This is a genomic window from Nocardioides marmoribigeumensis, assembly GCF_031458325.1.
GTDB lineage: Bacteria > Actinomycetota > Actinomycetes > Propionibacteriales > Nocardioidaceae > Marmoricola_A > Marmoricola_A marmoribigeumensis.
In genome coordinates this window covers 1,768,138-1,793,630 of sequence record NZ_JAVDYG010000001.1, presented here as the reverse complement: position 1 = coordinate 1,793,630, position 25,493 = coordinate 1,768,138, and the positions used below count along the sequence as shown (strand labels likewise).

The following is a 25,493-nucleotide window of genomic DNA, read 5'->3' as shown; positions in this document are numbered from 1 at the left end:
TACGTCCCGACTCCTGCGTGGCCGGGTTTGAACCGGTGACCGGTGCAGCAGGGTGGTCGACGTGGGAGAGACATCGTGGGGCTCGCGGACCCTGCGCCGGGCCGACGCCGACCTCGACACGGTCGTGGCGGAGGTGACCTCCGCGCTCCCGCAGCAGGTGCGCGCCCCGCTCGCCGACCTCGCCGTCGACTACTACCACTCGCTCGACGCGGCGCTGGCCTACGACGCCCCGGCCCTCCTGGCCGAGCACTTCGCCCGTTCCCGCGACCGGCTCGCCGAGATGGGTCCCGGCGTCGACCGGGCGCGCCTCCTGCGCAGCCTGTGCGACGTCCTCGGCCGGCACGTCGACCCCGAGACCCGCGTGCTGGTCGACACCCTGGTCAGCCAGACCGTGCTCATCGGCGGGCAGCGCCGCCCCGACCCCTCCGAGCGCACGCCCGAGGCGCGGGCGCGCGAGCTGGTCCGACAGCTCCTCGACCACGTCGAGGGCGGCCACCACGCCGAGGCCCGCGCCGAGGTGGTCCACGCGATCGAGGACGGCTGCACACCGCGCGCGCTCCTCGAGGACGTGCTCGTGCCCTTCCACGACGCGCTCGTCGCCCGCCAGGACGAGGCCCCGCTGCCGCGCGCGGAGTCCGAGCGCCAGCAGGAGATGCTGCGCACCCTCCTCTTCAGCGTGGTCGCCCCCGACCTGTCCTTCCCGGCCGTCAGCCGGCGCGTGCTCCTCACCGAGCCGCGCCTGCCCGCGGGCTGGCGTGCGGGCCTGCCGCGCATGGTGTTCGAGGGCGCCGGCTGGCGCGTCGACTCCGTCGCCGACGACGCCTGTGCCGAGACCGTCGCCAAGGCCGCACTCGCCCACGACGCCCAGGTGGTCGTCCTCCAGGCCGACCGCGCCGCCGACCTCGACCTGGTCCGCGAGCGCGTCGCCGCGGTGCGCGTGACCGCGCCCGCGGCCCGGGTGCTCGCCCTCGGACGGTGCTTCGGGGCCGTCCCGACCCTCGCGGCCCGGCTGGGCGCCGACCGCGGCTGCGGCGGGCTCTCCGGGGCCGTCGGTGCGGCCGCGGGGCTCGCCGGGGAATGACCCTCCGCCCGGCCCGGTCCGTTGTGCCGCAGGGGTGAGTGGTGCGACAGTGAGCCCCGGGAGGGCCGCGTCCATCGGGTGGGAGCGGTCGGGTGAAGGAGCAAGTCGCGATGACGGTCGTGCCGGCCGCGTGGACCTCGTGGGCCCTGAGCCGCGTGGACAGCGACCCTGCGGGGCTCGCGGAGCAGGTGCTGGCTCGCACCGGCCTCCCGGACACCCCTGAGGGCCGGGAGATCGTCGAGCTGCACCTCGCCACCCTCGACGTCAGCCTCGACCTCGGGTGCACCGACCTCCTCGTCCCCCAGCTGCGCTGGGAGCTGACCCGCCGGCCCCAGGTCACCTCGGCCCCCCGCGTCGTCCCGGTCCACGACGCCGTCCACGCCACGCTCGCGGAACGGCTCGACGAGCTGACGCTCGCGGCCGTCGTACGCCACGTCGGCGCGGCCGAGGCCGCCGCCCGGGCGCTGGAGAGCCGCAGCTGGTCGTTGCGCGGGAGGGGCGGGCTGTCCGGGTTGACGGCTCCGGTGCAGACCTATCTCGGCCATGCCGTGGCCGGGCACCAGCAGCGCGCGATCGAGCACGTCCTGACCCTGGTCGCCGACGGCTCGTCGGTCGCCGACGTGCTGCTCGAGGTGCTCGCGCCGGCCCAGCTCGAGCTCGGGCGCCTCTGGGAGCGGGGGGTGGTCAGCGTCGCCCAGGAGCACGTCGCGACCGCGGTCACGCAGGTCACCATGTCCGCGCTCCAGCCGCTGTTCCTCGAGCAGCCGCGGCTCGACCGCACGCTGGTCGCCGCGACGCCGCCCGGCGACCGGCACGAGATCGGGCTGCGCGTGGTCACCGACCTGCTGCAGCTGAGGGGCTGGGACACCCAGTACGTCGGGGCGTCCTGCCCGGTGGCCGACCTCGTCGAGGCCGTCGTCACCGCCGGGGCCACTCTGCTCCTGCTGGGCGCGAGCATGCCCGCCCACCTGCCGGGTCTGCGGGCTGCTGTCGAGCACGTGCGCGCCGACCCGCGCTGCCAGGGCGTCGCGGTGCTGGTCGGCGGTGAGCCGTTCCGCCACGCCCCCGGCCTGGGCGAGTGGGTCGGCGCCGACCTCGTGGCGACCGACGCCCGCGAGGCGCTCGAGGCCGCCGCCGGGCTGCTCGCGCTCCAGGAGGCGACCGGGGTCTGACCCCGGCCGGGCCCGCCCAGGTCCAGGTCCAGGCCCAGGTCCAGGTCCAGACACCGTTGTCCGTGGCGCGCGGCGGTGCGACGCTGGGCGCATCGGGACGCGTGCGAGGGCACGCGGGAGGGGCGGACGATGACGTCCCGTGCGGAGTGGACCTCGTGGGCGCTCGCCCGCCTCGCCCTGTCCCCGGCCCAGGTGGCGGACCGCGTGGTGAGGCTGACCGGCCTCCCCGACTCCGCCCGGGCCCGAGAGGTCGTCGAGCTGCACCTGTGCGCCCTCGACGTCTCCCTCGAGGTCGGTGCCCCCGACCTCCTCGTGCCGCAGCTGCTGTGGGAGACCCACCGGTGGGCGCAGGTCGACCCACCGTCCGGAGGGCCCGGCGTCGGTGCCGCGGTGGCGTTCGTGCTGGGGGAGCACCTCGACGAGCTCACGGTGCTGTCGGTGGTGCGCCACGTGGAGGCGGCCGAGGCTGCCGCCGCGGCCGTGGTGCGCCGTACGCCCTCCCGCCACGAGCGCGAGGGGCTGGCCGCGCTGTCCGGCGACGCCGCGGACTACCTGGCGCACGCGATCGCCGGCCGGCACGACGAGGCGATCGCCCTGGTCGAGGCGCTGGCCGGCGCCGGCTGGTCGGTCCACGACGTCCTCCTCGGCCTCATCGCCCCCGCGCAGGAGGAGCTCGGCCGGCTCTGGGAGCGCGGGGCGCTCAGCGTGGCGCAGGAGCACATGGCGACGGCGGTGACCCACCTGGCGATGTACGCGCTCTACCCCCGCCTCGCGGGCCGGGCGCAGCTCGGCCTCTCCCTCGTCGCGGCCACGCCCCCGGGTGACCTGCACTCGGTCGGGCTGCGGATGGTCACCGACCTGCTGCAGCAGCGCGGCTGGGACGTGAGGTACGTCGGGACGTCGTGCCCGGTCGACGACGTCCTCGCGGCGGCGGTCGAGGTCGACGCCTCGCTGCTGCTCCTCGGGGCGAGCATGACCTGCCACCTGCCGGGGCTCCGCGACGCGGTCGGCCGGGTCCGGGCCGACCCTCGGTGCGACGGGCTCACCGTGCTGGTGGGCGGCCGGCCGTTCCGCGAGGTCTCCGGACTGGGCAGGTGGGTCGGCGCCGACCTCACCGCCGGGGACGCCAACGACGCCCTCGCGGCGGTCGACGGCCTGCTCGACCCGGAGGTGGTCTCGCGCCCCTGAGCGGACCTGCCTAGAGTCGCGGCATGACCAAGTGGGAATACGTCACCGTCCCTGTGCTCGTGCACGCCACCAAGGACATCCTCGACTCGTGGGGCGAGGACGGCTGGGAGCTCGTCCAGGTCGTCCCGGGGATGAACCCCGAGAACCTCGTCGCCTACCTCAAGCGGCCCAAGCAGTGAGCACCCCGACCCAGCGGCTCGCCGAGCTCGGGCTGGAGCTCCCGGAGGTCGCGGCACCGCTGGCCGCCTACGTCCCTGCCGTGCGCTCCGGCTCGCACGTGTTCACCGCCGGCCAGCTCCCGCTGCGCGCGGGCTCGCTGGTGCACACCGGCAAGGTCGGCGGGACCGTCTCGCCCGAGGAGGCCGTCGAGTGCGCGCGGCAGTGCGCCCTCAACGCGCTCGCGGCGGTCAACTCGCTCGTGCCGGTCGACCAGGTGGCGCGCATCGTCAAGGTCGTCGTCTTCGTGGCCTCCGACCCGTCCTTCACCGGCCAGCCGGCGATCGCCAACGGCGCCTCCGAGCTGCTCGGGGAGGTCTTCGGCGACGCCGGGGTCCACGCCCGCTCCGCGGTCGGTGTGGCCGTCCTGCCGCTCGACGCGCCCGTCGAGGTCGAGCTGGTCGTGGAGGTCTGATGGACCCGACCCGTCGCCTGCCCGAGGCGTTCGTGGACCACGTGCGCACGTTCGTCGACAGCGGGCAGCCCGTGGCCGAGCCCCGCGACGCCTCGACGGTCGTGCTGCTGCGCGACGGGGACGGGGAGCCGGGCGGGCTGGAGGTCTACCTGCTGCGCCGGGTCGACCAGATGGCGTTCGCCGGCGGGTTCTGCGTGTTTCCCGGCGGCGGGGTCGACCAGCGCGACTTCGACCACGAGATCGGGTGGGCCGGTCCCTCCCCCTCGCAGTGGGCGACCCTGCTCGCCACCACCGAGCAGCACGCCCGCGCGCTCGTGTGCGCCGCCGTGCGCGAGACCTTCGAGGAGTCCGGCGTGCTGCTCGCCGGGCCCACCGCGTCGTCGGTGGTCGCCGACACCACCGCGGAGGACTGGGAGGCCGACCGCCGCGCCCTCGAGGCGCGCGAGCTGTCCTTCACCTCGTTCCTCGCGCAGCGCGGACTGGTGCTGCGCACCGACCTGCTGGGGTTCTGGGGCTCGTGGATCACGCCGGTCTTCGAGCCGCGGCGCTACGACACCCGCTTCTTCGTCGCCGCGCTGCCCGAGGGGCAGGTCACCCGCGACGTGTCCACCGAGTCCTCGCACGTGCTGTGGAAGCCCGTCCGCGAGGTCATCGCCGACGTCGACGCCGACCGGCTGGCGATGCTCCCGCCGACCTACGCCACGTGCCTGGAGCTGTACGCCGCCACCTCGGTCGCCGAGGCGATCGCGTCGGCCGACTCGCGGGACCGGACGCCGATCCTGCCCGAGATGCAGGTCGACGACGACGGGGGCTACCTGGAGCTCCCCGAGCGGCTGGTGGCGCTCGGTGAGTCGGTGGGGCGGTCGCTGGACGAGGTGCCGGGCCTCCGTGGCCGCCGTGGCTGAGCCCTGGACCGGTGGCTCCTTCGGGTCGCGGGCCGAGTGTGTGCTCGCCCCCAACGCCAACCTGATGACGCTCGACGGGACCAACACCTGGGTGCTGCGCGAGACCCCCTCGTCGCGGTCGGTGGTGGTCGACCCGGGTCCGCTGGACCCCGGCCACCTCGACCGGGTGAGGTCCGTCGCCGGCGACGTGGCCGCCGTACTCCTGACGCACGGGCACCTCGACCACTCCGAGGCGGCCCGCGCCTTCGCCGAGTCCGTCGGCTGCGGGGTCCGGGCGCTCGACCCCGCCTGGCGCCTCGGCTCCGAGGGGCTGCACGACGGCGACGTGGTGGCCGTCGACGGGCTCGAGGTACACGTGGTCGGGACCCCCGGCCACACCTCGGACTCGCTGTCCTTCGTGCTCCCGCAGGAGCAGGCCGTCCTCACCGGCGACACCGTCCTGGGTCGCGGGACCACCGTGGTCGCCCATCCCGACGGCAAGCTCGGCGCCTACCTCTCCTCGCTGGAGCGTCTGCACGCGCTCGCCTCCGCCCGCTCGGTGACCTCGGTCTGGCCCGGTCACGGCCCCGTGATCGACGACGCCCTCGGGGCGCTGGACCACTACCTGTCCCACCGCGCCCAGCGGCTCGACCAGGTCCGCGCCGCCCTCGCCGACCTGGGCCCCTCCGCCACCGCGCGCGAGGTGGTCGAGCACGTCTACACCGACGTCGACCCCGTCCTCTGGGGGGCGGCCGAGCTCTCCGTCCGCGCCCAGCTGGACTACCTCCGCGGCTGACCCGCCCCTGGGCGCTGGGCGCGCACCGGGGTCAGCGGGCGCGGCGGGCGAGGCGCTCGGGGTCCATGATGACGACCGAGCGGGGCTCGAGGCGCAGCCAGCCCCGGGAGGCGAAGTCGGCCAGCGCCTTGTTGACCGTCTCGCGGGAGGCGCCGACCAGCTGGGCGAGCTCCTCCTGGGTGAGGTCGTGGTGCACGTGGATGCCGTCCTCGGCGGTGCGGCCGAAGCGGTCGGCGAGGTCGAGCAGCGCCTTGGCGACCCGGCCGGGCACGTCGGAGAAGACCAGGTCCGAGACGACGTCGTTGGCGCGGCGCAGGCGCGAGGCGAGCTGGGACAGCAGGCCGTTGGCGACGTCGGGGCGGCCGTCGAGCCAGCGCAGGAGGTCGTCGTGGGACAGGGAGTAGAACGCCACGTCGGTCACCGCGGTGACGGTCGCCGAGCGCGGGCCGGGGTCGAACAGCGACAGCTCGCCGAACATCTGGCCCGGGCCCAGGATCGCCAGCAGGTTCTCCCGGCCGTCGCTCGAGGTGCGGCCGAGCTTCACCTTGCCCTCGGCGACGATGTAGAGCTTGTCGCCGGTGTCCCCCTCGTGGAACAGCACCTCGCCCCGACGGAGCCGGATCGTGCCGAGGGAGCCGGCCAGTGCGGCGGCGGCCTCGTCGTCGAGCGCGTTGAACAGGGGTGCCTGACGCAGCACGTCAGAGTCCACGGTTCCTCCTCCAGAGCGGTGGTTCAGGTCACATCTTGTCGCATGTCCAGGTCAGATGACGACTCACCACCCAAACCGGACGGTTCCGGGCGCTCCCGACAGGCGTGGCGGCGTCGGTGGACCCCCGTACGCTGGCGCCGTGCCCGAGCCTGTCCCGTCGCCTCCGACCAGCCTCGTACGCCGCGCGCGCAAGATCGACCGGGTCCTGGCCGAGACCTATCCCGACGCCCGGTGCGAGCTGGACTTCCGCACCCCGTTCGAGCTGCTGGTCGTCACCGTCCTGAGCGCCCAGACCACCGACCGGCGGGTCAACGCGATCTCCCCGGAGCTGTTCGCCGCCTACCCCGACGCGGTCGCGATGGCCGGCGCGCCGCGGGAGGACGTCGAGCGCATCATCCAGCCGACGGGGTTCTTCCGCGCCAAGACCGACTCGGTGCTCAAGCTCAGCGCCGCCCTCGTGGAGAGGTACGACGGGGAGGTGCCGGGCCGGCTCGAGGACCTCGTGACCCTGCCCGGGGTCGGTCGCAAGACCGCCAACGTCGTGCTGGGCAACGCCTTCGGCGTCCCGGGCATCACGGTCGACACCCACTTCGGCCGGCTGGTGCGCCGCTTCGGCTGGACCGAGGAGACCGACCCGGTCAAGGTCGAGCACGCGGTGGGGGCGCTGTTCCCCACGCGTGACTGGACGATGCTGAGCCACCACCTGATCTGGCACGGCCGCCGCATGTGCCACGCGCGCAACCCCGCCTGCGGGGCGTGCCCGGTCGCCCGCTGGTGCCCGGCCTTCGGCGAGGGCCCGACCGACCCCGCCAAGGCGGCCAAGCTGGTCAAGACCGAGGGCCGGGCGTGAGGAGGGTCCTCGCCGCGGTGCTCCCGGTGCTCGCGGTCCTGGCGCTCTCCGCGTGCGACCGGGCCTCGATCACCCCGCCGCCGGTCGAGACCCGGGTCGAGGTCGACACCCCGGCCCTGCGGACGCTCAAGGCCCAGGCGCGGATCGCCCCGTGCCCGCGAGCCACCGGCAGCAGCGACCTGCCTGGGGAGCAGCTGGCGTGCCTCGGTGGCGGACGCGCCGTCGACCTGAGCAGCGTGGCGGGCCCGGCCGTCGTACCCCTGTGGGCGTCATGGTGCGTGCGATGCCGCAAGGAGCTGCCGATCTACCAGCGGCTGTTCGCCGAGGCCGGTGACCGGGTGGCCGTGCTCGGCGTGGACTACCAGGACACCCAGCCCGACGCGGCGATCGGCCTGCTGCGCAAGGCCAGGGCGAGGTTCCCGCAGGTCGCCGACCCCGGTGGGGTGCTCGCCGACACCTACCGCGTCCGCGGCCTGCCCGGTGTCGTCTGGGTCCGCGAGGACGGCTCGGCGACGTTCGACAACAGCCGGATCGACACCTACGCCGACCTCGTGAGGTTGGTCTCGGACCGCCTGGGGGTCGACATCGCGACCCCGGCCGCTGGGTAGGCTCCCCAGGTGCCCGCCCCCCTGACCGAGACGATGGACGACGTCGTCCTCCCGGAGTGGCTGGAGCCCGTGCGCGAGTCGGTGCGCACGATGAAGGCCAAGGACCTCAGCACCTTCGTGCCGCCCAAGCGACCCAAGCCGCGCGAGGGTGCGGTGCTCGTGCTGTTCGGCGACGGGCCGGAGGGCCCGGACCTGCTGCTGACCGAGCGCGCCCACACCATGCGCTCGCAGCCGGGGCAGGTCTCGTTCCCCGGCGGGTCGACCGACGACGGCGAGGACGCGGTCGCCACCGCCCTGCGGGAGGCCCAGGAGGAGACCGGGCTCGACCCGGACGGGGTCGACGTCTTCGCGGTGCTCCCGCGCATCTGGCTGCCGCCGCGCAACTTCGCGGTCGCGCCGGTGCTGGCCTACTGGGACCACCCCTCCGAGGTCCGGGTGGTCAACGAGCGCGAGGTCCACGCGGTCTTCCGCACCCCCGTCGAGTCGCTGCTCGAGCCGGCCAACCGCTTCTCGGTGCGCCACCCGCTGGGCTGGAACGGTCCCGGCTGGATGATCGGGCCCGACCAGGACGTCCTGCTGTGGGGCTTCACCGCCGGCATCCTCGACGCCTTGTTCGACCACGTCGGGTGGACGCGCGAGTGGGACCGCTCGGTGGTCCGCAGCCTGCCCAAGGAGCACATCGACTGGCGCCGCATCGCCACGTCGCTCGGCGTCGAGACCAAGCGTGAGGTCGAGCGTCTGCTGGCCCAGCGCGAGGCCGAGGCCGAGGGGGACGCCCAGTTCTCCGACGAGGCCGACGAGACCGGGGTCGACCGGGAGCACCGCCGGTGAGCCTCAACCTGCTCGACGTGGTGCTGCTCGTCCTCGTCCTCGCCTACGCCGTGTCGGGCTACTGGCAGGGGTTCGTCACCGGCGCGTTCGCCACGGCCGGCCTCCTGCTCGGTGGCCTCTTCGGTGTCTGGGCGGCGCCGCGGTTGCTCGGCAACGCCAGCCCGTCGGTGTGGGTGAGCCTCGGTGCGCTGTTCATCATGCTGCTCTGCGCCTCGCTCGGGCAGGGCATCCTGCAGTTCGCCGGCGCGCGCATCCGTGACCGGATCACCTGGCAGCCGGTCCGCTCCCTCGACGCGGTGGGTGGCGCCGCGCTCAGCGTGGTCGCCGTGCTCGTCGTGGCGTGGGCGCTCGGGGTCGCCGCGTCCGGCGCCCGCCTGCCCTGGGTGAGCAAGGAGATCCGCCGCTCCGAGGTGCTGAGCCGGGTCAACTCGCTGATGCCGGCCTCGGCGGTGCAGATGCTGACCAGCTTCAACGACGTCGTCGGGTCGTCGTTCTTCCCGCGCTACCTCGAGCCGTTCGCGGCCGAGCGCATCGTGCGCGTCGGCCCGCCGCCCAGAGGCATCGCCCGCGACCCGCAGGTGGTCGCAGCCGGCCAGAGCGTGCTCAAGGTCCGCGGGGTCAACCGCTGCGGTCGCGGGGTCGAGGGCTCCGGCTTCCTCTACGCCCCCGACCGCCTGATGACCAACGCGCACGTCGTGGCGGGGGTGACCTCGCCCAAGGTGCTGGTCGGCAACGACGAGGTCGACGCCGAGGTCGTCTACTACAACCCCGACCTCGACGTCGCGGTCCTCAAGGTCGACGGCATCGACCGGCCCACCCTCCAGGTCGACACCTCCGGCAGACCGAGGGACCCCGGCGCCGTGCTCGGCTACCCCCAGGACGGGCCGTACGACGTCCAGCCCGCACGCATCCGCGCCGAGCAGCGGCTGCGCAGCCCCGACATCTACGGCCGCGGCACCGTGATCCGCGAGGTGTTCTCGGTCCGCTCGCTGATCCGGCCGGGCAACTCCGGCGGTCCGCTGGTCTCCGCCGACGGCAAGGTCTACGGCGTGGTGTTCGCCGCCTCGGTCGAGGACAAGTCGACCGGCTACGCCCTCACCGCCGACCAGGTCGCCAAGGCCGGCGTGGTGGGCCGCGACGCCACCACCCCGGTGGCCACCGGCCGCTGCGCCTGACCCGGTCCTCGCCGCCGCCTCCGCCGGCGGCCGCCCGCCACCCAGCTCCGATCTACAGCACGAGGGCGCGGCCGAGGGTGCAGAGCGCGATCGCCGGGGGGAGGGTGACCAGGACCAGGAGGGCGCCGCGGCGGGGGCCGAGGTGGTGGGTCTGGACGGCGAAGGCGGAGTACGTCGTGAGGGCGCCGCAGAAGCCCAGGCCCACCAGCGCCCGGCCGTGCTGACCCGGGTCGAGCCCGACCACGAGACCGAGGACGAACGAGCCGGCCAGGTTGGCCAGGACCGTCCCCCACGGCAGGCGCCCGGGCACGTCGAGGAAGTGGCCGAGGAGGTAGCGCGCGCTCGCGCCCACGGCGCCGCCCAGCGCCACCAGCGCCCACGCCGAGAGGCTCACCCCTCCACCGCCGTCGCTCCGCTCGGCGGCGGCGCCAGGGGCCAGGCTCGCTCGCTGCGCTCGCTCACAGGTCCCCCTCGTCGCGGTCGAACTCGGCCCGCTGGGGCAGGGTGGAGAGCCGGTCGACGAGCCCGACCGCGAGGAGGCAGGCGCCGAGCGTGACGCCGGCGTAGGCCAGCGCCAGCAGGGGCCGCCCGCCGTCACCGAGGGCGACGGTCTCCGACGACGCGGTGGACAGGGTGGTGTAGCCGCCGAGCACCCCGGTCCCGAGGAACGGCGCCAGCAGCGGACGCCGGTGGACCACGGCCAGCGCCGGCAGGAACGCCAGCACCGCCGACCCGGTGACGTTGACCAGCAGGGTCGACCACGGGAAGAGGTCGACCGGCCACGCCTGGCCCACCGCGACCCGCAGCAACGCCCCGAGCAGCCCGCCCAGCGCGACCAGGAGCACCGTGCGCGGGCGCAGCCCTGGTCGGGGGAGGGGCGGCAGCGTCACGCTGGGAGCCTAGGGCGTGTGACCGAGCCCGCACCGTCGCACCCGACTCGTGCCCGGCCGCGGGGGAATGGTGCAGGAGAGAGCGGGCACCAGCATGTGAGGCAGCACATGGACCCGGAGGGATGTCTCCGCGAGGCTGTGCGCGTTGACCAGGTGAACCCCCGCACCGTGGGGAAGGAGAGGCACACATGACGCACGAGACCCCCCAGACGACCGGCCGGCACCGCGTGGTGGTGATCGGGTCCGGCTTCGGCGGGCTCTTCGGCGCCAAGGCGCTCAAGCGCGCCGACGTCGAGGTGACGATGATCGCCAAGACCACCCACCACCTGTTCCAGCCGCTGCTCTACCAGGTGGCGACGGGGATCCTGTCGCAGGGCGAGATCGCCCCGCCGACCCGCGAGGTCCTGGCCGACCAGAAGAACGCCCGGGTGCTGCTCGGCGACGTCACGAACATCGACCTCGAGCGCCGCGTCGTCACCTCCCAGGTGCTCGGGCGCGAGACCTTCACGCCGTACGACTCGCTGATCGTGGCCGCCGGCGCGGGGCAGTCGTACTTCGGCAACGACCACTTCGCCGTCCACGCCCCCGGGATGAAGTCGATCGACGACGCGCTGGAGCTGCGCGGGCGCATCTTCGGGGCGTTCGAGCTCGCCGAGCTGGCCGAGACCGAGGAGGAGATCGAGCGGCTGCTCACCTTCGTGGTGGTCGGCGCCGGCCCGACCGGGGTCGAGATGGCCGGGCAGATCGCCGAGCTCGCGCAGCGCACCCTCAAGCACGACTTCCGCCGCATCAACGCCCGGGACGCGCGCGTGATCCTGCTCGACGCGGCCAACCAGGTGCTGCCGCCGTTCGGCGCCAAGCTGGGCGAGGCGACCAAGCGGTCGCTGGAGAAGCGCGGCGTCGAGGTCCGCCTCGGCGAGATGGTCGTCGACGTCGACGAGCGCGGCCTGACCGTGCAGCAGAAGAGCGGCGAGCAGGAGCGCATCGAGGCGGTCACCAAGGTGTGGGCGGCCGGCGTCCAGGCCTCCCCGCTCGGCAAGCACCTGGCCGAGCAGACCGGCGCGCCGGTCGACCGCGCGGGCCGCATCGGCGTCAACCCCGACCTCACCCTGCTCGGCCACCCCGAGGTCTTCGTGGTCGGCGACATGATCGCGCTGGACAACCTGCCCGGGGTCGCGCAGGTCGCGATCCAGGGCGCGAAGTACGCCGCCAAGGAGATCGACAACCGGCTCAAGGGCAAGGCCCCGCAGAAGCCGTTCAAGTACTTCGACAAGGGCAGCATGGCGACGATCTCGCGCTTCAGCGCCGTCGCGCTGGTGGGCAAGATCCGCATCACCGGCTTCATCGCCTGGCTGATGTGGCTCGCGGTCCACCTGATCTACCTGACCGGCTTCAAGAACCGCGTCACCGCGCTCCTGCACTGGGCGGTCACGTTCCTCGGCACGGGTCGCGCCGAGCGGGTCGCCACCGAGCAGCAGATCTTCGGACGCCAGGCGCTGGAGCGGCTCGAGCACGGCGCCGCCGACCTCGTGTCCGCGCCGGGCGAGCTCGACGCGATGCGGGAGCGGCTCGAGGCGCAGGCGGTCGAGGAGGCCCGGCTCACCGACTCCGGCGAGCGGGGCGTCAAGGTCGGCAGCTGACCGACGCCCCTCGGGGACGAGATCGCTGCGGGCGGCCTCCCCGGCTTAGGGTGCCGGCGTGAGAGCGCTCGGGGCCTCCTCCGTGGTGGCGGTGTCGACCGCCGCCGCGCTGGCGCTGCCCCTGTCGGCCGCCCAGCAGGCGGCAGCAGCGGACGGCTTCGTCGTCTCGACGGGGGACGGCCTGTCGCTGCGCTTCGACCACTCGGGCCGGACCACGTCGGTGCTGGACCAGGGGCGGCGGGTCTCGGGGGCCGCTGCGCCGCTGCTGGCGCTGCGACGGGTCGGCGGCGGCGCCGAGCTGCTGCCCAACCGCGGCCTCGAGCAGGACCGGGACCACGACGGCGTCCCCGACCGCTGGCGCCTCACCGGTGGCGACGCACGGCCCGTCCTCGTCGCCGGAGGGCACGGGGGGCGCCGCTCGGTGCGCGTGGACCTGCCCAGGCGCGGCACGTCCGGCACGCTCCGGACCACGGTGGCGGTGACCGGCGGCCGCTACCTCAGGATCGGCGCCCTCGTCCGCTCGGCCGGGGTCACCCCGTCGGCACCGACCACCTCCACCTCGGGCGTCACCTCCCCCGTCGCCGTCCGCGCCGTGATGTACGACGGCCGCCGGGTCCTGGCGACCCGGACCGCCTCGGGCTACACCGGTGACGCGGGCTGGCACCGGGTCGCCGCGGGCTTCCGGACCCCGGCCGGGACGACCTCGGTCCAGGTGGTCGCCGGCCTGGTGGGGGGCGCGGGCCGGGTCTGGTTCGACGACCTCTCGCTGGTGCCCACCTTCGCCCGGTCGTGGAGCACCGGCACGGCCTCCACCCACGCCCGGGACGGTGGGGGTGTCGGGGTGCGCACCGTGCTCCCGGGCCAGGGCCTCGCCGTCGCCGCCGCGGTGACCGCCACCGACGGGGCCGTCCACGTCCACGGGGTCGTCAGCGCCGACTCCGACCACGACGTGCCGGTGCAGGTGCGCGTGCGCGTGCCGGTCGGGGGCGACGGCTGGTGGTGGGGCGACACCCCCCGGCGCGAGCGCAGGGTGGCCGGCTCGGCGACGTACTCCTCGCTCACGCGCTGGAACCTCCAGCAGGCCTCGCGCTACCCGATGGCCACGGTGCACGACGCCCGCACGGCCCTCACCCTCGCCCTGCCGCTGGACCAGCCGCGTCTGACGCGGTTCTCCTACCATGCCGGCCTCCTCACCGCCGAGCTCGACCTCGGGATCAGCCCGGCCTCGCGGTTCGGGCGGCGGGCGCCGTTCGACCTGGTCCTCTTCCGCTCCGGCGGCGCGTGGGGGCTCCGGTCGGCGATCGGTGACTACTACCGGCTGTTCCCGGCCTTCTTCCGCCGACGCAGCGACCCGGCCCGTGAGGGCGGCTGGTTCGGGCGCGCCGACCTCGACGCGATCGGGGACCACGCCGCCGACTTCGGTCTCGGCCTCGGCATGGTGGCGCTCGGCACCGGCAACGACGGGGGTGACACGACGTGGGGGACCGGCTACCTGCCGTGGGACGCGGAGCGTGGCATCTATGCCACCGCCTACACCCACCAGTGGGGCTACAAGCACCCCAACCCGGACTCGCCCACGGTCCCGGCGTACGGCGTCGAGCTCGCTCGGCTGCGCGCCGAGGCCGCGGTGGAGCCCACCGACCCCGCCGGCGTCCGGGGCCGTGACCGGGCTCTGGCCACGCTGCACACCGGCGCGCGCGACCTCAACGGCCGGCTGCTGTACGAGGTCTACCGCGGCTACCTGCAGCACTTCGAGTCGCTCCACCCGCAGGACCGGCTGGACTGGGACGAGGTGTCGCAGACCCACCAGGTGCAGCGGGCGGTCGACCTGGCCGCCGCGACCGGCCAGCCGCTGGCCGCGATCCACCTCGACTCGGTCTCGGGGATGCGGCGGTGGGGCGCGGCCGACGACTACGACCGGGGCAACTGGGCGCAGGCGGCCTACCCGCTGACCTTCAGCTACGACACGGGTCGGGTCGCCGACCGGCTGGCCTTCGGCGTGGCGGGGCGCGTCGCCCGGCTCTCGCGGTGGGTGCACGAGCACGGCATGTTCCTGTCGGCGAACTTCAACGGCAGCGACGCCCGGTCGGCCACGTGGTTCGGCGCCCAGGGGATCGACTGGTTCGGCATCGAGCAGGGCCTGGCCGACAAGGCCGCGGCGAGCAACGACCGCTACACCGACGTCGACTCGTTCGCCCTGGCCAAGCGGGTGCTGGCCGGGACGCGGCCGGTGAGCACCATCGACGCCCGGATGGGGGACGGGTCGCTCGACGGGGCCGCGATCCGACGGCGCCTGCAGCAGAACCTGTTCTACGGGATCTTCCCCGGCATCGGGAAGACCGGGCGGTGGACCGACGAGCAGCGCACCGCCTTCGCGGCCTGTACCCCGCTGTTCGACGACCTCGCGGTCGCGGGGTGGCGGCCGGTGACCCTCGCCCGGTCCTCGGACCCGCAGGTGTGGCTCGAGCGGTTCGGCGACCCGGGGTCGGCGCGCTGGTTCCTCACCCTCCGCAACGAGTCGGGCCAGGACCGCGTCGCCACGGTCACGCTGGACCGGTCGGCCGGGGTCCCGGCGAGCCTGGTGGAGCGGGTGACGAGCAGCGCCCTGACCCCGGTCGGGCGCACGTTCACCGTCCCTGTGCCGGCCGGCTCGACCCGGCTGGTGCAGGTCTCGGGCTGATCAGCGCACGCGCTCGGAGGACAGCCGCGCCCACTGCGGGTGGTCGGCGGCCCACTTCGGGAAGATGAACAGCCCCTCCGCCTCGACGCAGAGGTGACCCTCGGCGTCGTACAGCCGGCCCTTGGCGACCGTCTTGCCGCCGCTGCTGCTCTCCACCCACGCCTCGGTGGAGGCGTCCCCGAGCGGGGTCGCCCGACGGAAGTGCAGGGTCAGGCGGCCGGTCATGCCGGGGCCGCCGAACACGGCCGCGGCCTCGCCCAGCGCCTGGTCGAGCACGAGCGCGAGGACGCCGCCGTGGACGTGGTGCGGCGGGCCCTCGTAGGCCGCGCCCAGGCGGAAGCGGAAGTGCAGCCGGTCGTCCTCGACCCACCGCTGCTCGTCGGGTACGACGGCCAGCGGGTTGCGCAGGCCCCGCACCGCGTTGCCGTGGTTGCGGACGCCGGCGTCGCTGACCACGCTGCCCAGCGACCCCTCGGTCGCCTGGGTCTCGAGCCGCTCGCTGAGCCGGTCGACCTCGGCGGTCACCGACCGGACCTCGTCGAGCGGGACCTCGGTCAGCACCGAGGCCTCGACCAGCCGGGCCACCGCCCGGGCCAGCGCGCCGTGGGCGGCGTCCTGCTCGGCGTGCTCCGTCTCGGAGGCGGCGTCGGGGGTCATGCCGCCAGCCTAGTGGAACGTGTTCTAGCCCCCCGGGGCATCGCGGGGTGATCAGCGGGCCGAGCGGCGTGGTCAGCGCGTCCGGCGCGCGTAGAAGACGTCGTAGTCCACCCACGCGCGACCCCCGGTGGGCTTGACCACGACCCGGTGGTTGCCGCCGCCGAGGCCGGTGAACACGCGGTGGTAGCCCAGGCGCAGGCCGCCGGAGCGCGAGTGGTCGAGGCGCCCGACGAGCCGTCCGTCGACGTAGACCCGGCTGCGTCCGCCGCCCTTGGCCCGGCCGAACCAGAGCTCGAGCCGACCGCCGGCGATCGGCATCACCAGCGTGCTGGTCCGCCTCGCGCCGGTGCAGTAGCGGTTGCCGCCCGAGGTCTTCCGCACCCGCCAGTCGCCGCTCTTCTTGACGCTCGCGGTCTCGCAGCGGTCCACCACGCCGACCGCGACCCGCACGGTGTCGGTGTCCTGGGCCCCCTTGGCGTCGGTGACCGTGAGCCGGGCGGTGTAGGTGCCCGGTCGGCCGAACGAGTGCCTGACCGTGCGACCGGTGGCGTCCTTGGTCGTGCCCCCGTCGCCGAAGCTCCAGGAGTAGCGCAGGTTGCTCGCCGCGGTCTCCTTGTCGCTCGAGCCCTGGCCCGAGAACGTCACGGTCCGCCCCGTCCTGGTGCGGGTCGGGGTCGCCGTGGCGTTCGCCGTGGGCGCGGTGTCGGACGCGGTGGTGGTCACCGTGATGGTCACCGTGTCGGTGTCGGTCAGCCCCTGCGGGTCGGTGACGGTCAGCCTGGCCCGGTAGGTCCCGGCCTTGCCGTAGGCGTGCTTCGGCCGGGCCAGGGCGGAGTCCTTGGTGCCGTTGCCGTCGAAGTCCCACGAGTAGTCCAGGCCCGAGGGGTCCTCGGCGTCGGTCGACCCGGTGGCGTCGAAGGCGACCTGCTGGCCGGTCCTCGCCGTGGTCGGGGTGGCCTTGGCGTCCGCGGTCGGGGCGGTGTTCTCCGGCGCCGGCGGCAGGTCGCCGTACCCGTAGTCGAACGTGCCGCAGCCCGCGCCCATGTCGAAGGTGACGTCACCGGTGAGGTCGCCGTCGGAGGTCGACGGGCCCACGCCGGTGCCGGACATCCTCGTGACGTCGAAGGTCAGGCAGCCGAAGCGGAACCGCCACGGGTTGGCGACCGAGGAGTAGCGGCTGTCGACCTCGCTGTTGGACGGGTCGGTGTAGTTGTCGGTGTGCCCCGCGCCGGAGTCGGTGAAGCGGGAGTCGCCGCTCGCCGCGGTCCAGGCCGCGTCGTCGAGGTCGGGCGTCTCGCTGCCCGGCTCGGGCTGGCTGTCCAGCGGCGACTGGGCCGGCGGGTCGTCGGTGCCGACGTTGCCGTAGCCGTGGCTCTCGTCGGTGTAGGAGACGTAGAGGCCCGGCTGGAAGCCCAGCGGCGACCGGTCGTTCTCGCCCTTGCTGTCCTCGTCGAAGCCGGAGCGGTCCCGCAGCTCGAGGTAGTAGGCGTGGTCGGCCGGCGACTCCGAGGAGGCGTCGACGTAGTTCCACCCCTGGGTGCACTGCTTGGCGACCGCGGTCGCGTCCTTGCAGCCGCCGTTGAACACGCGGTAGTCCTCGGGCCCGCCCTCGCCCTCGAAGTCGGTGTCGAGCAGCACGCGGCTGCTGTTGTCCGGCAGCGTGGCGGTGACCTTGAGGTCGTCGATGAACCAGCCCGGACGTGCCAGGCCCGGGTCGGTGCTGTAGCTCAGCCGGAGCGCGCCCGCACCGTCCTCGGCCCCGACCAGGTCGCTGACGTCGAAGGAGTCGGCGAGGAACTCCGCCGGCGGCGTCGCGCCGGTGGCCCGGTCGGCCTGCAGCTCCAGCGCGCTCTTGCGGTAGGACGCGCTGTCCCCGGTGATGCCGTTGCCGTACTTCGCCTGGCAGGCGTTCTGGTTGGGGTTGGTCGCCGCGGGGGTCGTCGTCGCGTTGCCCGCCCGGGTGGAGGGGTGGGAGGTGTAGGTCGACCCGCCGTCCTTGGTGGTGAGCACGAAGCCGTAGTCGAAGTCCCACTCGATGTCGAAGCGCGACTTCATGCTCAGCTGCAGGGTCGTGCCCTGGGGCAGGTCCGCGAGCCCCGGCACCGCGAGGTCGAGGTTGTGCCCGCCGGACGGCGTGCACCCGAAGTCGTTGCCGGCCCCGGACCACCAGGCGTGGGTCTTGCTCGCCTTGTCGCCGGTGTCGAAGTCGCTCTCGGTGATCAGCCGGCGACCGGGGAGCTTGGCGACGTACATCTGGGAGTTCTGGACGCGCGCGCCGCCGGCCGTCTCGGTCAGGGTGTACGGCGTGCCGTCCGGCTTGCGCCACCGGATCGTGTCCGTGTCCTCCTTGGAGTCCTTCCACCCGGTCACGGTGAGGTCGGAGTCGAGCACCTGCGGCACGACCCAGCCGAGCTCCTGGCGACCGAACGCGTCGATGTCCTGCGACTTGTCCTCGGCCATCAGCGTCCAGTCGCCGTAGGTCTCGCGGCTGCCGAGGGAGTAGAAGTCGGGCAGGCCGAGGGAGTGGCCGTACTCGTGGGAGATCACGCTCGCCTTGTCGATCGCGGTCTCGGGGTTGACGTTGTAGGGACCGACACGGACGAACACCTTGAGCGCGTCGCCCTTGTCGGTGGTGGTCATCGTGGTGCGGCCGGAGTCGGTGTACCACAGCGGCCGGCCGCGCAGGTCCTTGAGCTGGTCGTCGGTGGTGAAGCCCGGCAGGCCGGTGTCGGGGTCGGTATAGGTCCCCTCGAGCGAGGACGAGTGCGGCCACACGTTGTCGTAGGACTCCGGGCTGTAGGGGCAGGCGGCCGCGCCCTCCTGCGAGGCGCCGTTGCCGCCGCAGCCGGCGAACACGACCATGAAGAAGTCGACGACGCCGTCCTTGTCGGTGTCGAAGTCGGAGTAGTCGATCTCGGGGTCGGCGATCGCGGCGGCGTCCCAGACCAGCTTGGCGGTCGGGCCGCAGGCGGAGTCGATGTCCATCAGCGCGCCGACGCCGGAGACCGAGCCGACCACGGCCGAGCCGTACTTGTCGTCGCCGTAGTAGTCGGTCGTGCCGGGCAGCTGGTAGAAGCCGTCCTTGATCCGCTCGGGGTAGAGCGGGGTCCCCGCGCCGTCCGACCCGACGGTCGCGCCGCGGCACGTGCCGGCCGGTGCCGGGCTGGTGAACGGGAAGCCCTTGTCGTAGGTGAAGTCCTTGGTGGCGATGTCGGAGGAGGGCACGTCGCCGTCGGGGTAGAGCTGGCCCAGCGACATCTCCTGGTAGAGGTTGTACGTCGAGCCGGGGACCGCGGGGGAGTTGATCTTCCGCGCCAGCCCCTCACCGGAGTGGTCGGCCTGGTGCTTCCGGTCGAGGTAGTCCACCGGCACGATCGGGAACGGCCGGTCGCCGTACCTCGCGGAGTCGTAGGCGCCGTCGGGCGGGATGACCTTGGGGCCGTGGCTCGTGGCGTCGGTGTCCTGGCCGCCGGTCGACAGCGAGGCGGTGCTCGACAGGTCCTTCCACACCAGGGTCGGGTCCTGGGTGAGCGTGTCCGCCTTCCAGGAGAGGACCAGGGTCGAGACGCCCGGCTCCCCGCCGCTCGCGGCCGGGACGGACGGGAGCGACCAGGTCACGCCGGACGGTGCGGCCGGGTGGGTGCCCGGGCCGCTCGAGCCGGTGAGACTGGTGCCGTCGGGGGCAGGGACGACGACCTGCACCGGGCCGCTCGGGGTGGGGTCGTAGTTGCGCACGATCACGCGCGAGGGGTAGCCGTCGCCCGGCTTGACCCAGCCGACCGAGGACACGAAGGAGTTCTCCAGGACGAGCCCGTTGGGGGTCGCGGCCACGTCGACGCTGCCCGCGCCGGCGTCGTCGGCGGCCCAGGCGCCCGTGCTCGGGTCGGTGTAGGACGCGTCGACGGCTCGCAGGCCGAGGGTCGTCCGGAAGCCGTCGGCCGGACCGGGGGCCACGCCCGAGGTCGCGCTGCCCGGGACAGCGGCCGAGAAGGTGCCGTCACCGGCCGCGGTCACCGGGAGATCCTTCAGGGTCTGCCCGTCGGCCGTGAGCACGCGGAGGGTGAAGCTGCCCGGGACCCCGGTGAGGGTGCGGCCGGTCAGGTTGCTGTCGATGTCGACCTCCGACAGCGTGCCGGTCACGGTGAACGCGTCGCCGGGCTTGGTCGCGGCGACGGGGTCGATCTCGGCGACGAGGGTGTTGAACAGCAACGTGCTCGACCCGGCCGGCGTCGCGCCGTCGTACACCTCGACGCGCACGGGGCCGGCGGGCCAGGTGCCGTCGGGGTCGAGCGCGACGTCGCCGTCGGTGCCGCTGAGGGTCACGTCGGGCGTGGCGAAGGCGGTGGTGGCGTCGCCGTGGAAGAGCTTGGCGGTCACCGCGCCCGCGGGGTCGCTGCTCAGCGTGAAGCTCGCCTGCCCGCAGTCGTCGCGGGTGAAGTAGGGGTCGTCGCTCACGTTGAGCGTCACCGGGCCCACGCACGCCGGCGCGGTGGCGTCCTTGTAGTAGAGGAAGTCCGAGGCGCTGGCCGGTGCGGCCGAGGGTGCGGCCGAGGGTGTCACGGCGAGCGCGGACGGCGCGGCGAGCCCCAGCGCGAGGGCGAGGGCCGCGAGCGCGGCCAGGGCGGAGTGAGGCGTACGGTTCACCGAGGGTCCCCCGTCTGCAGTGAGATGGTGCGGCCGATTCTGCTCCCGGACGTGCGGTTCGGGAGGCGAACGACCGAAGACCCAACGAGCCAGGAGCGGAGGGGTGATGGTCGAGCCGTCGGGCGTCCGGGACAACACGCGGGAGTTCGAGGACTCGGTGGTCACCGACTTCTCCGACCGGATGAGCTACGGCGGCTACCTCGACCTGCCGACCCTGCTGTCCGCGCAGCGGCCGCTCAGCGACCCCGAGCACCACGACGAGCTGCTCTTCATCGTCCAGCACCAGACCACCGAGCTCTGGCTCAAGCTCGTGCTGCACGAGCTCGAGAGCGCCTGCCGGCTGCTGCGCGAGGACGAGCTCGGCCAGGCCCTCAAGCGGGTCGCCCGGGTCAAGCACGTGCAGCGCACGCTGGCCGAGCAGTGGTCGGTGCTCGCCACCCTCACGCCCAGCGAGTACGTCCAGTTCCGCGGGGTGCTCGGCAACAGCTCGGGCTTCCAGTCCTGGCAGTACCGCGCGGTCGAGTTCACCCTCGGCAACAAGAACGCCCGCATGCTGTCGGTCTTCGAGGCCGACCCGGCGGCGCTGGCCGTCGTACGCCGGTCGCTGGAGGAGCCGTCGCTCTACGACGAGTTCCTGCGCTACCTCGCCCGTCACGGCTACGCCGTCCCCCGCGACGTGCTCGAGCGCGACGTGACGAGGGCGTGGACCTTCCGCGACGACCTCGTGCCGGTGTTCGCCGGGATCTACGCCGACGCGGAGAGCCATTGGTCGGCGTACGAGACATGCGAGGAGCTGGTGGACCTCGAGGACAACTTCCAGCTCTGGCGCTTCCGCCACCTCAAGACCGTCGAGCGCATCATCGGCTCCAAGACCGGCACGGGCGGGTCGAGCGGCGCGCCGTTCCTCCGTCGCGCGCTCGACCTGACCTTCTTCCCCGAGCTGTACGCCGTCCGCACCGCCCTCTGAGCGGGTCTGGTCTGTGACGACCGTCGCGGCCGGTGGCATCACGGATTGTGCAACCTTCGTGTAAGGTTGTCGCATGTACACCGTGAAGCAGGCCGCCACGATGTCCGGCGTCGCCCCGTCCACGGTGCGCGCCTGGGAGCAGCGCTACGACGTGGTCACCCCCGAGCGGTCCGCGTCCGGCTACCGGCTCTACGACGACGGCGCGATCCAGCGCCTCCGGCTCATGTCCACGCTGATCGACGCCGGCTGGTCGGCCGCGCAGGCCGCCGAGCGGGTCAAGCGGTCCGGTGCGGACGGCCCGGCCCCCACCGGCGCACCCGCGGGGGCGTTCCCCGACAGCGACCTGCTGGTCCAGGCGGCCGAGCGCATGGACGGCGCCCTGCTGACCGCGGCCATCGACGAGGCGTTCTCCCTGGCCGGCTTCGAGCACACCGTCACCTCCTGGCTCCTGCCGTCGGTCGTCGCGATCGGCCAGGCGTGGGAGGAGGGGCGGATCAGCATCGCCGGCGAGCACTTCGTGACCGCGGCCCTGCAGCGCCGCATCTCCCAGGCGTACGACGCCTCCGGCGTGAGCAGCCTCCCCCCGCGGGTGCTGGTCGGCCTGCCGACCCGGTGCCGCCACGAGCTCGGGGCGCTGATGTTCGCCACCCTCCTGCGCCGGCAGCACGTCGCCACGCGCTACCTCGGCGAGGACCTCCCGCCCGAGGAGTGGATGCGCGTCGTGGACACGCTGGCGCCGACCGCCGTCGTGGTGGTCTGCCCGACCGTCACCGACGTGCCCGCCGCCATCGAGACGGTGGCGTTGCTGCGCGAGGTCCACCCCACGCTCCTCGTCCTCACCGGCGGGCAGCACCAGGACCAGGTGACAGGTGCGACCCCGCTGGGCCACGACATCGTCCAGGCCTCGGCCGAGGTCGCCCGTCAGGTGCAGGCGGTCGCCACCGCGTCGTGAGGCACACCGTCACCCCCACGCACCACGAGGTCCTCCCCTGACCGGAAAGCAGAGGCATGCCATGCACCCCATGTTCGTCATCGTCCTGATCCTCGCCGCCGCGATGCTGCTCGGCTTCGGCGCGATCTGGTGGAAGGACCGCGACCGCACCCACGAGCAGGCCGAGGACGGTCACCGCCTCCTGCGCTGATCCCCGCCGCAGCGGGTGCGCGGCCGGGTCACCCGCCGAGCCCGAGCCGCCGGGCCGACTCCTCGCGCATCTCGACCTTGCGGATCTTGCCGGTCACGGTCATCGGGAACTCCTCGACCAGCAGCACGTAGCGCGGGATCTTGTAGTGCGCCAGCCGTCCGGTCGCGAACTCGCGGACCCGGTCGGCGTCGAGGGGCTCGGCCCCCTCGCGCAGGCGGATCCACGCGCACAGCTCCTCGCCGTACCTCTCGTCGGGGACGCCGACCACCTGCACGTCCTCGACGTCGGGGTGGGTGTAGAGGAACTCCTCGATCTCGCGCGGGTAGATGTTCTCCCCGCCGCGGATGACCATGTCCTTGATGCGTCCGACGATCGTGCAGTAGCCGTCCTCGCGCATCACCGCGAGGTCCCCGGTGTGCATCCAGCCGTCGACCACGGCCTCGGCGGTCTTCTCCGGCTCCTGCCAGTAGCCGAGCATCACGGAGTAGCCCTTGGTGCACAGCTCGCCGGGCTCGCCGCGCTCGACGGCCTCGCCCGTGGCGGGGTCGACCACCTTGACCTCGACGTGCGGGTGGACGCGCCCGATGGTCGCCGTACGCCGCTCGAGGTCGTCGTCGGCGCGGGTCTGGCAGGAGACCGGCGAGGTCTCGGTCATGCCGTAGGCGATGGAGACCTCGGTCATGCCCATCTCGTCGATGCAGCGTTTCATCACCTCGACCGGGCAGGGGGAGCCGGCCATGATCCCGGTGCGCAGGGTCGACAGGTCGTAGTCGTGGAAGCCCGGGGCGTTCTGCATCGCGATGAACATCGTCGGGACGCCGTAGACCCCCGTGCAGCGCTCGTCCTGGACGGCTCGGAGGGTGAGGGCGGGGTCGAAGCCGGGCGCCGGGATCACCATGCAGGCGCCGTGGGTGGTGCAGCCGAGGTTGCCCATCACCATGCCGAAGCAGTGGTAGAAGGGGACCGGGATCGCCAGCCGGTCACGTTCAGTGAAGTTGATCGTCTCGGTCGTGAAGTAGCCGTTGTTGAGGATGTTGCGGTGGCTGAGCGTCGCGCCCTTGGGGAAGCCGGTCGTGCCGGAGGTGTACTGGATGTTGATCGGGTCGTCGGGCTCCAGCGAGTAGTCGAGGAGCTCCTCGACCGTCACGCCCGGGTCGTGCTCGTTGAGGTCGGTCCACTCCGGGTCCCCGAGGAACACCACCCGCTCGACGCTGGTCGAGCCTGTCGAGACCACCTCCTCGACCATCGCGCGGTAGTCGCTGGTCTTGAAGTCCGGCGCGGAGACGAGCAGCTTCACCCCCGACTGGTTGAGGACGTAGGCCAGCTCGTGGGTGCGGTAGGCCGGGTTGATGTTGACCAGGATCGCGCCGATCTTGGCCGTGGCGTACTGCGTGAGGGTCCACTCCGCGCAGTTGGGCGCCCAGATGCCGACCCGGTCGCCCTTGGTGATGCCGGCCCGCAGCAGCCCGACGGCGAGCGAGTCGACGTCGCGGTCGAGCTCGGCGTAGGTCCACCGGCGGCCGGTGGCCACCTCGACCAGCGCCTCGCGGTCCCCGTGCGTGGCCACCGTCCGCTCGAAGTTGGCCCCGATCGTCTCCTCGAGGAGGGGCGGGGTCTGCTCACCGGCTGCGTAGGACTCCATGCCCCGCACGCTAGGCCGGGGACCCACGCCGGGGCTAGTAGGTCCCGCCGGTGCTCCTGGCGAACGCGAACAGCGCGATGAAGCCGAGGACGACGAGGATCCCGATCAGCGTGCCGATGAGGCCGGTGACGAAGCCACCGGTCGCGAGGCCCGCGCCCTCCAGCCGTCCGCCGGAGGCCTCGATGTCGCGGCTCGCGCGGCGGCCGACGATCATCGCGGGGATGCCCGTGATGGGTCCGAAGCACGCCACGATCGAGAGGATGCCCAGCACCAGCGCGGCGATCGCACCACCCGAGGTCTCCGTGCCCTGGTGCCATTGCTGCCCGGCGTAGCCCGCCTCGTAGGTCGGGGCGTACGACGGCTGGGCCGGCTGGGCCGGCTGGGCCGGCTGGGCGTGCTGGGTGGCGGGCACGCGGTGCTCGGTCCAGGCGGTGCCGTCCCAGTAGCGCTGCTGGGACGGGTCCTCCGGGTCGGCGTACCAGCCGGCAGGTGGCGTGTCGGTCATGGACCCGATCGTCGCACGATCAGCCGAAGCGACCGGAGATGTAGTCCTCGGTGGCGCGCTCGTCGGGGGTGGAGAAGACCTTGGAGGTCGGGTTCATCTCGACCAGGCGACCTGGCTTGCCGTAGCCCGCGAGGTTGAAGAACGCGGTGTCGTCGCTGACCCGGGCGGCCTGCTGCATGTTGTGGGTGACGATGACGATCGTGTACTCGCTCTTGAGCTCGTGGATCAGGTCCTCGACCCGGGCCGTCGAGATCGGGTCGAGCGCGGAGCACGGCTCGTCCATCAGCAGCACCTGCGGCTGCACGGCGATCGCGCGCGCGATGCACAGGCGCTGCTGCTGGCCGCCGGAGAGGCTGGAGCCCGGCTTCTTGAGCCGGTCCTTGACCTCGTCCCAGAGGTTGGCCCCGCGCAGCGAACGCTCGACGATCTCCTCGGCCTCGTCGCGGCCGAGCCGTTTGGAGTTGAGCCGGCTGCCGGCCAGGACGTTCTCCGCGATCGACATCTTGGGGAACGGGTTGGCCCGCTGGAAGACCATGCCGATCTGGCGGCGCAGCGCGGCGGGGTCGACGGCGGGGTCGTAGAGGCTCTGCCCGTCGATCATCACCTTGCCCTCGACGCGGGCGCCGGGAGTCACCTCGTGCATCCGGTTGAGCGAGCGCAGGAACGTCGACTTGCCGCAGCCGGACGGACCGATCAGCGCGGTCACCGACGTGGCCGGGATGGTCATCGAGACGCCCTCGACGGCGAGAAAGTCCTTGTAGTACAGGTCGAGGTCATCGACCACGATGCTCTTGGCCATCG

At 73.4% G+C, this 25,493-nt stretch carries 24 protein-coding genes; 16 read left to right on the top strand and 8 right to left on the bottom strand.

Annotated features, from left to right (window positions below):
• Positions 1-61 precede the first annotated feature (61 nt).
• The 7 genes from J2S63_RS08575 (at position 62) to J2S63_RS08545 (ending at position 5,752) form a co-directional block, all read left to right on the top strand.
• Positions 62-1,081: a hypothetical protein gene (locus J2S63_RS08575; RefSeq protein WP_310301278.1), complete on the top strand. Its 1,020-nt coding sequence runs from the start codon at positions 62-64 to the stop codon at positions 1,079-1,081.
• 92 nt (positions 1,082-1,173) lie between these two features.
• Positions 1,174-2,253 carry a cobalamin-dependent protein gene (locus J2S63_RS08570; protein ID WP_310301276.1) on the top strand — a complete coding sequence of 360 codons (1,080 nt, stop codon included), beginning with the start codon at positions 1,174-1,176 and terminating at the stop codon, positions 2,251-2,253.
• 129 nt (positions 2,254-2,382) lie between these two features.
• Entirely contained in the window at positions 2,383-3,441 is a 1,059-nt protein-coding gene (locus J2S63_RS08565) for a cobalamin B12-binding domain-containing protein (protein WP_310301275.1), read from the top strand.
• A 23-nt stretch (positions 3,442-3,464) separates the two neighbouring features.
• Positions 3,465-3,620, top strand: coding sequence for a Sp36 family protein (gene sp36, locus J2S63_RS08560; RefSeq protein WP_310301272.1), 156 nt, complete (start codon positions 3,465-3,467; stop codon positions 3,618-3,620).
• Positions 3,617-4,072 (top strand): RidA family protein, encoded by a 456-nt coding sequence (locus J2S63_RS08555; RefSeq protein WP_310301269.1) that lies wholly within the window; start codon positions 3,617-3,619, stop codon positions 4,070-4,072. Before sp36 ends, J2S63_RS08555 begins: the two co-directional genes overlap by 4 nt.
• The gene (locus tag J2S63_RS08550) at positions 4,072-4,977 is read left to right on the top strand and encodes an NUDIX hydrolase (RefSeq protein WP_310301267.1); all 906 of its coding nucleotides are present in this window, start codon (positions 4,072-4,074) and stop codon (positions 4,975-4,977) included. Before J2S63_RS08555 ends, J2S63_RS08550 begins: the two co-directional genes overlap by 1 nt.
• A complete protein-coding gene (locus J2S63_RS08545; RefSeq protein ID WP_310301264.1) occupies positions 4,970-5,752 on the top strand; it encodes an MBL fold metallo-hydrolase in 783 nt (260 codons plus the stop codon). Before J2S63_RS08550 ends, J2S63_RS08545 begins: the two co-directional genes overlap by 8 nt.
• Positions 5,753-5,783: 31 nt before the next feature.
• Here the strand turns inward: J2S63_RS08545 and J2S63_RS08540 are convergent, their stop codons facing one another.
• Complete coding sequence (locus J2S63_RS08540) at positions 5,784-6,461, bottom strand: Crp/Fnr family transcriptional regulator (RefSeq protein ID WP_310301262.1); 678 nt, start codon at positions 6,459-6,461, stop codon at positions 5,784-5,786.
• A 139-nt stretch (positions 6,462-6,600) separates the two neighbouring features.
• Here J2S63_RS08540 and nth point away from each other — a divergent pair, with 139 nt between their 5' ends.
• The 4 genes from nth to J2S63_RS08520 are packed head-to-tail and all read left to right on the top strand — an operon-like array spanning position 6,601 to position 9,925.
• A complete protein-coding gene (gene nth / locus J2S63_RS08535) occupies positions 6,601-7,311 on the top strand; it encodes an endonuclease III (RefSeq protein WP_310301261.1) in 711 nt (236 codons plus the stop codon).
• Complete coding sequence (locus tag J2S63_RS08530; protein ID WP_310301259.1) at positions 7,308-7,919, top strand: TlpA family protein disulfide reductase; 612 nt, start codon at positions 7,308-7,310, stop codon at positions 7,917-7,919. The genes nth and J2S63_RS08530 overlap by 4 nt, the downstream gene beginning before the upstream one ends.
• Before the next feature lie 9 nt (positions 7,920-7,928).
• The gene (locus J2S63_RS08525; protein WP_310301257.1) at positions 7,929-8,750 is read left to right on the top strand and encodes an NUDIX hydrolase; all 822 of its coding nucleotides are present in this window, start codon (positions 7,929-7,931) and stop codon (positions 8,748-8,750) included.
• Positions 8,747-9,925 (top strand): MarP family serine protease, encoded by a 1,179-nt coding sequence (locus tag J2S63_RS08520; RefSeq protein ID WP_310301255.1) that lies wholly within the window; start codon positions 8,747-8,749, stop codon positions 9,923-9,925. Before J2S63_RS08525 ends, J2S63_RS08520 begins: the two co-directional genes overlap by 4 nt.
• Before the next feature lie 52 nt (positions 9,926-9,977).
• On the opposite strand, the gene J2S63_RS08515 is transcribed toward J2S63_RS08520, so the two are convergent.
• Both J2S63_RS08515 and J2S63_RS08510 read right to left on the bottom strand, forming a co-directional pair.
• Complete coding sequence (locus J2S63_RS08515) at positions 9,978-10,319, bottom strand: fluoride efflux transporter FluC (RefSeq protein ID WP_310301254.1); 342 nt, start codon at positions 10,317-10,319, stop codon at positions 9,978-9,980.
• Between the two features lie 64 nt (positions 10,320-10,383).
• Positions 10,384-10,815, bottom strand: a complete 432-nt coding sequence (locus J2S63_RS08510) for a fluoride efflux transporter FluC (protein WP_310301252.1) — start codon at positions 10,813-10,815, stop codon at positions 10,384-10,386.
• 188 nt (positions 10,816-11,003) lie between these two features.
• Between J2S63_RS08510 and J2S63_RS08505 the strand changes: the two genes are divergently transcribed.
• Positions 11,004-12,455, top strand: coding sequence for an NAD(P)/FAD-dependent oxidoreductase (locus J2S63_RS08505; RefSeq protein WP_310301250.1), 1,452 nt, complete (start codon positions 11,004-11,006; stop codon positions 12,453-12,455).
• Positions 12,456-12,513: 58 nt separating this feature from the next.
• Positions 12,514-15,135, top strand: coding sequence for a hypothetical protein (locus J2S63_RS08500; protein WP_310301248.1), 2,622 nt, complete (start codon positions 12,514-12,516; stop codon positions 15,133-15,135).
• On the opposite strand, the gene J2S63_RS08495 is transcribed toward J2S63_RS08500, so the two are convergent.
• Both J2S63_RS08495 and J2S63_RS08490 read right to left on the bottom strand, forming a co-directional pair.
• Entirely contained in the window at positions 15,136-15,792 is a 657-nt protein-coding gene (locus J2S63_RS08495) for a PaaI family thioesterase (RefSeq protein ID WP_310301246.1), read from the bottom strand. It abuts the gene before it with no gap.
• Positions 15,793-15,864: 72 nt separating this feature from the next.
• Entirely contained in the window at positions 15,865-20,436 is a 4,572-nt protein-coding gene (locus tag J2S63_RS08490; RefSeq protein WP_310301244.1) for a PKD domain-containing protein, read from the bottom strand.
• Positions 20,437-20,542: 106 nt separating this feature from the next.
• Here J2S63_RS08490 and kynA point away from each other — a divergent pair, with 106 nt between their 5' ends.
• The 3 genes from kynA to J2S63_RS08475 all read left to right on the top strand — a co-directional run bounded on the left by kynA (position 20,543) and on the right by J2S63_RS08475 (position 22,545).
• Positions 20,543-21,403: a tryptophan 2,3-dioxygenase gene (gene kynA / locus J2S63_RS08485; RefSeq protein WP_310301242.1), complete on the top strand. Its 861-nt coding sequence runs from the start codon at positions 20,543-20,545 to the stop codon at positions 21,401-21,403.
• A 73-nt stretch (positions 21,404-21,476) separates the two neighbouring features.
• Complete coding sequence (locus J2S63_RS08480; protein ID WP_310301240.1) at positions 21,477-22,355, top strand: MerR family transcriptional regulator; 879 nt, start codon at positions 21,477-21,479, stop codon at positions 22,353-22,355.
• Positions 22,356-22,416: 61 nt separating this feature from the next.
• Positions 22,417-22,545 carry a hypothetical protein gene (locus tag J2S63_RS08475; RefSeq protein WP_310301238.1) on the top strand — a complete coding sequence of 43 codons (129 nt, stop codon included), beginning with the start codon at positions 22,417-22,419 and terminating at the stop codon, positions 22,543-22,545.
• Positions 22,546-22,573: 28 nt separating this feature from the next.
• Here the strand turns inward: J2S63_RS08475 and J2S63_RS08470 are convergent, their stop codons facing one another.
• From J2S63_RS08470 to pstB, 3 genes are read right to left on the bottom strand one after another with little or no spacing between them, the layout of a single operon-like run.
• Positions 22,574-24,187 (bottom strand): AMP-binding protein, encoded by a 1,614-nt coding sequence (locus tag J2S63_RS08470; protein WP_310301236.1) that lies wholly within the window; start codon positions 24,185-24,187, stop codon positions 22,574-22,576.
• Positions 24,188-24,221: 34 nt separating this feature from the next.
• Positions 24,222-24,692, bottom strand: a complete 471-nt coding sequence (locus tag J2S63_RS08465; RefSeq protein ID WP_310301234.1) for a DUF2510 domain-containing protein — start codon at positions 24,690-24,692, stop codon at positions 24,222-24,224.
• 19 nt (positions 24,693-24,711) lie between these two features.
• Positions 24,712-25,491, bottom strand: coding sequence for a phosphate ABC transporter ATP-binding protein PstB (gene pstB / locus J2S63_RS08460; protein WP_310301232.1), 780 nt, complete (start codon positions 25,489-25,491; stop codon positions 24,712-24,714).
• Between the last annotated feature and the right edge of the window lie 2 nt (positions 25,492-25,493).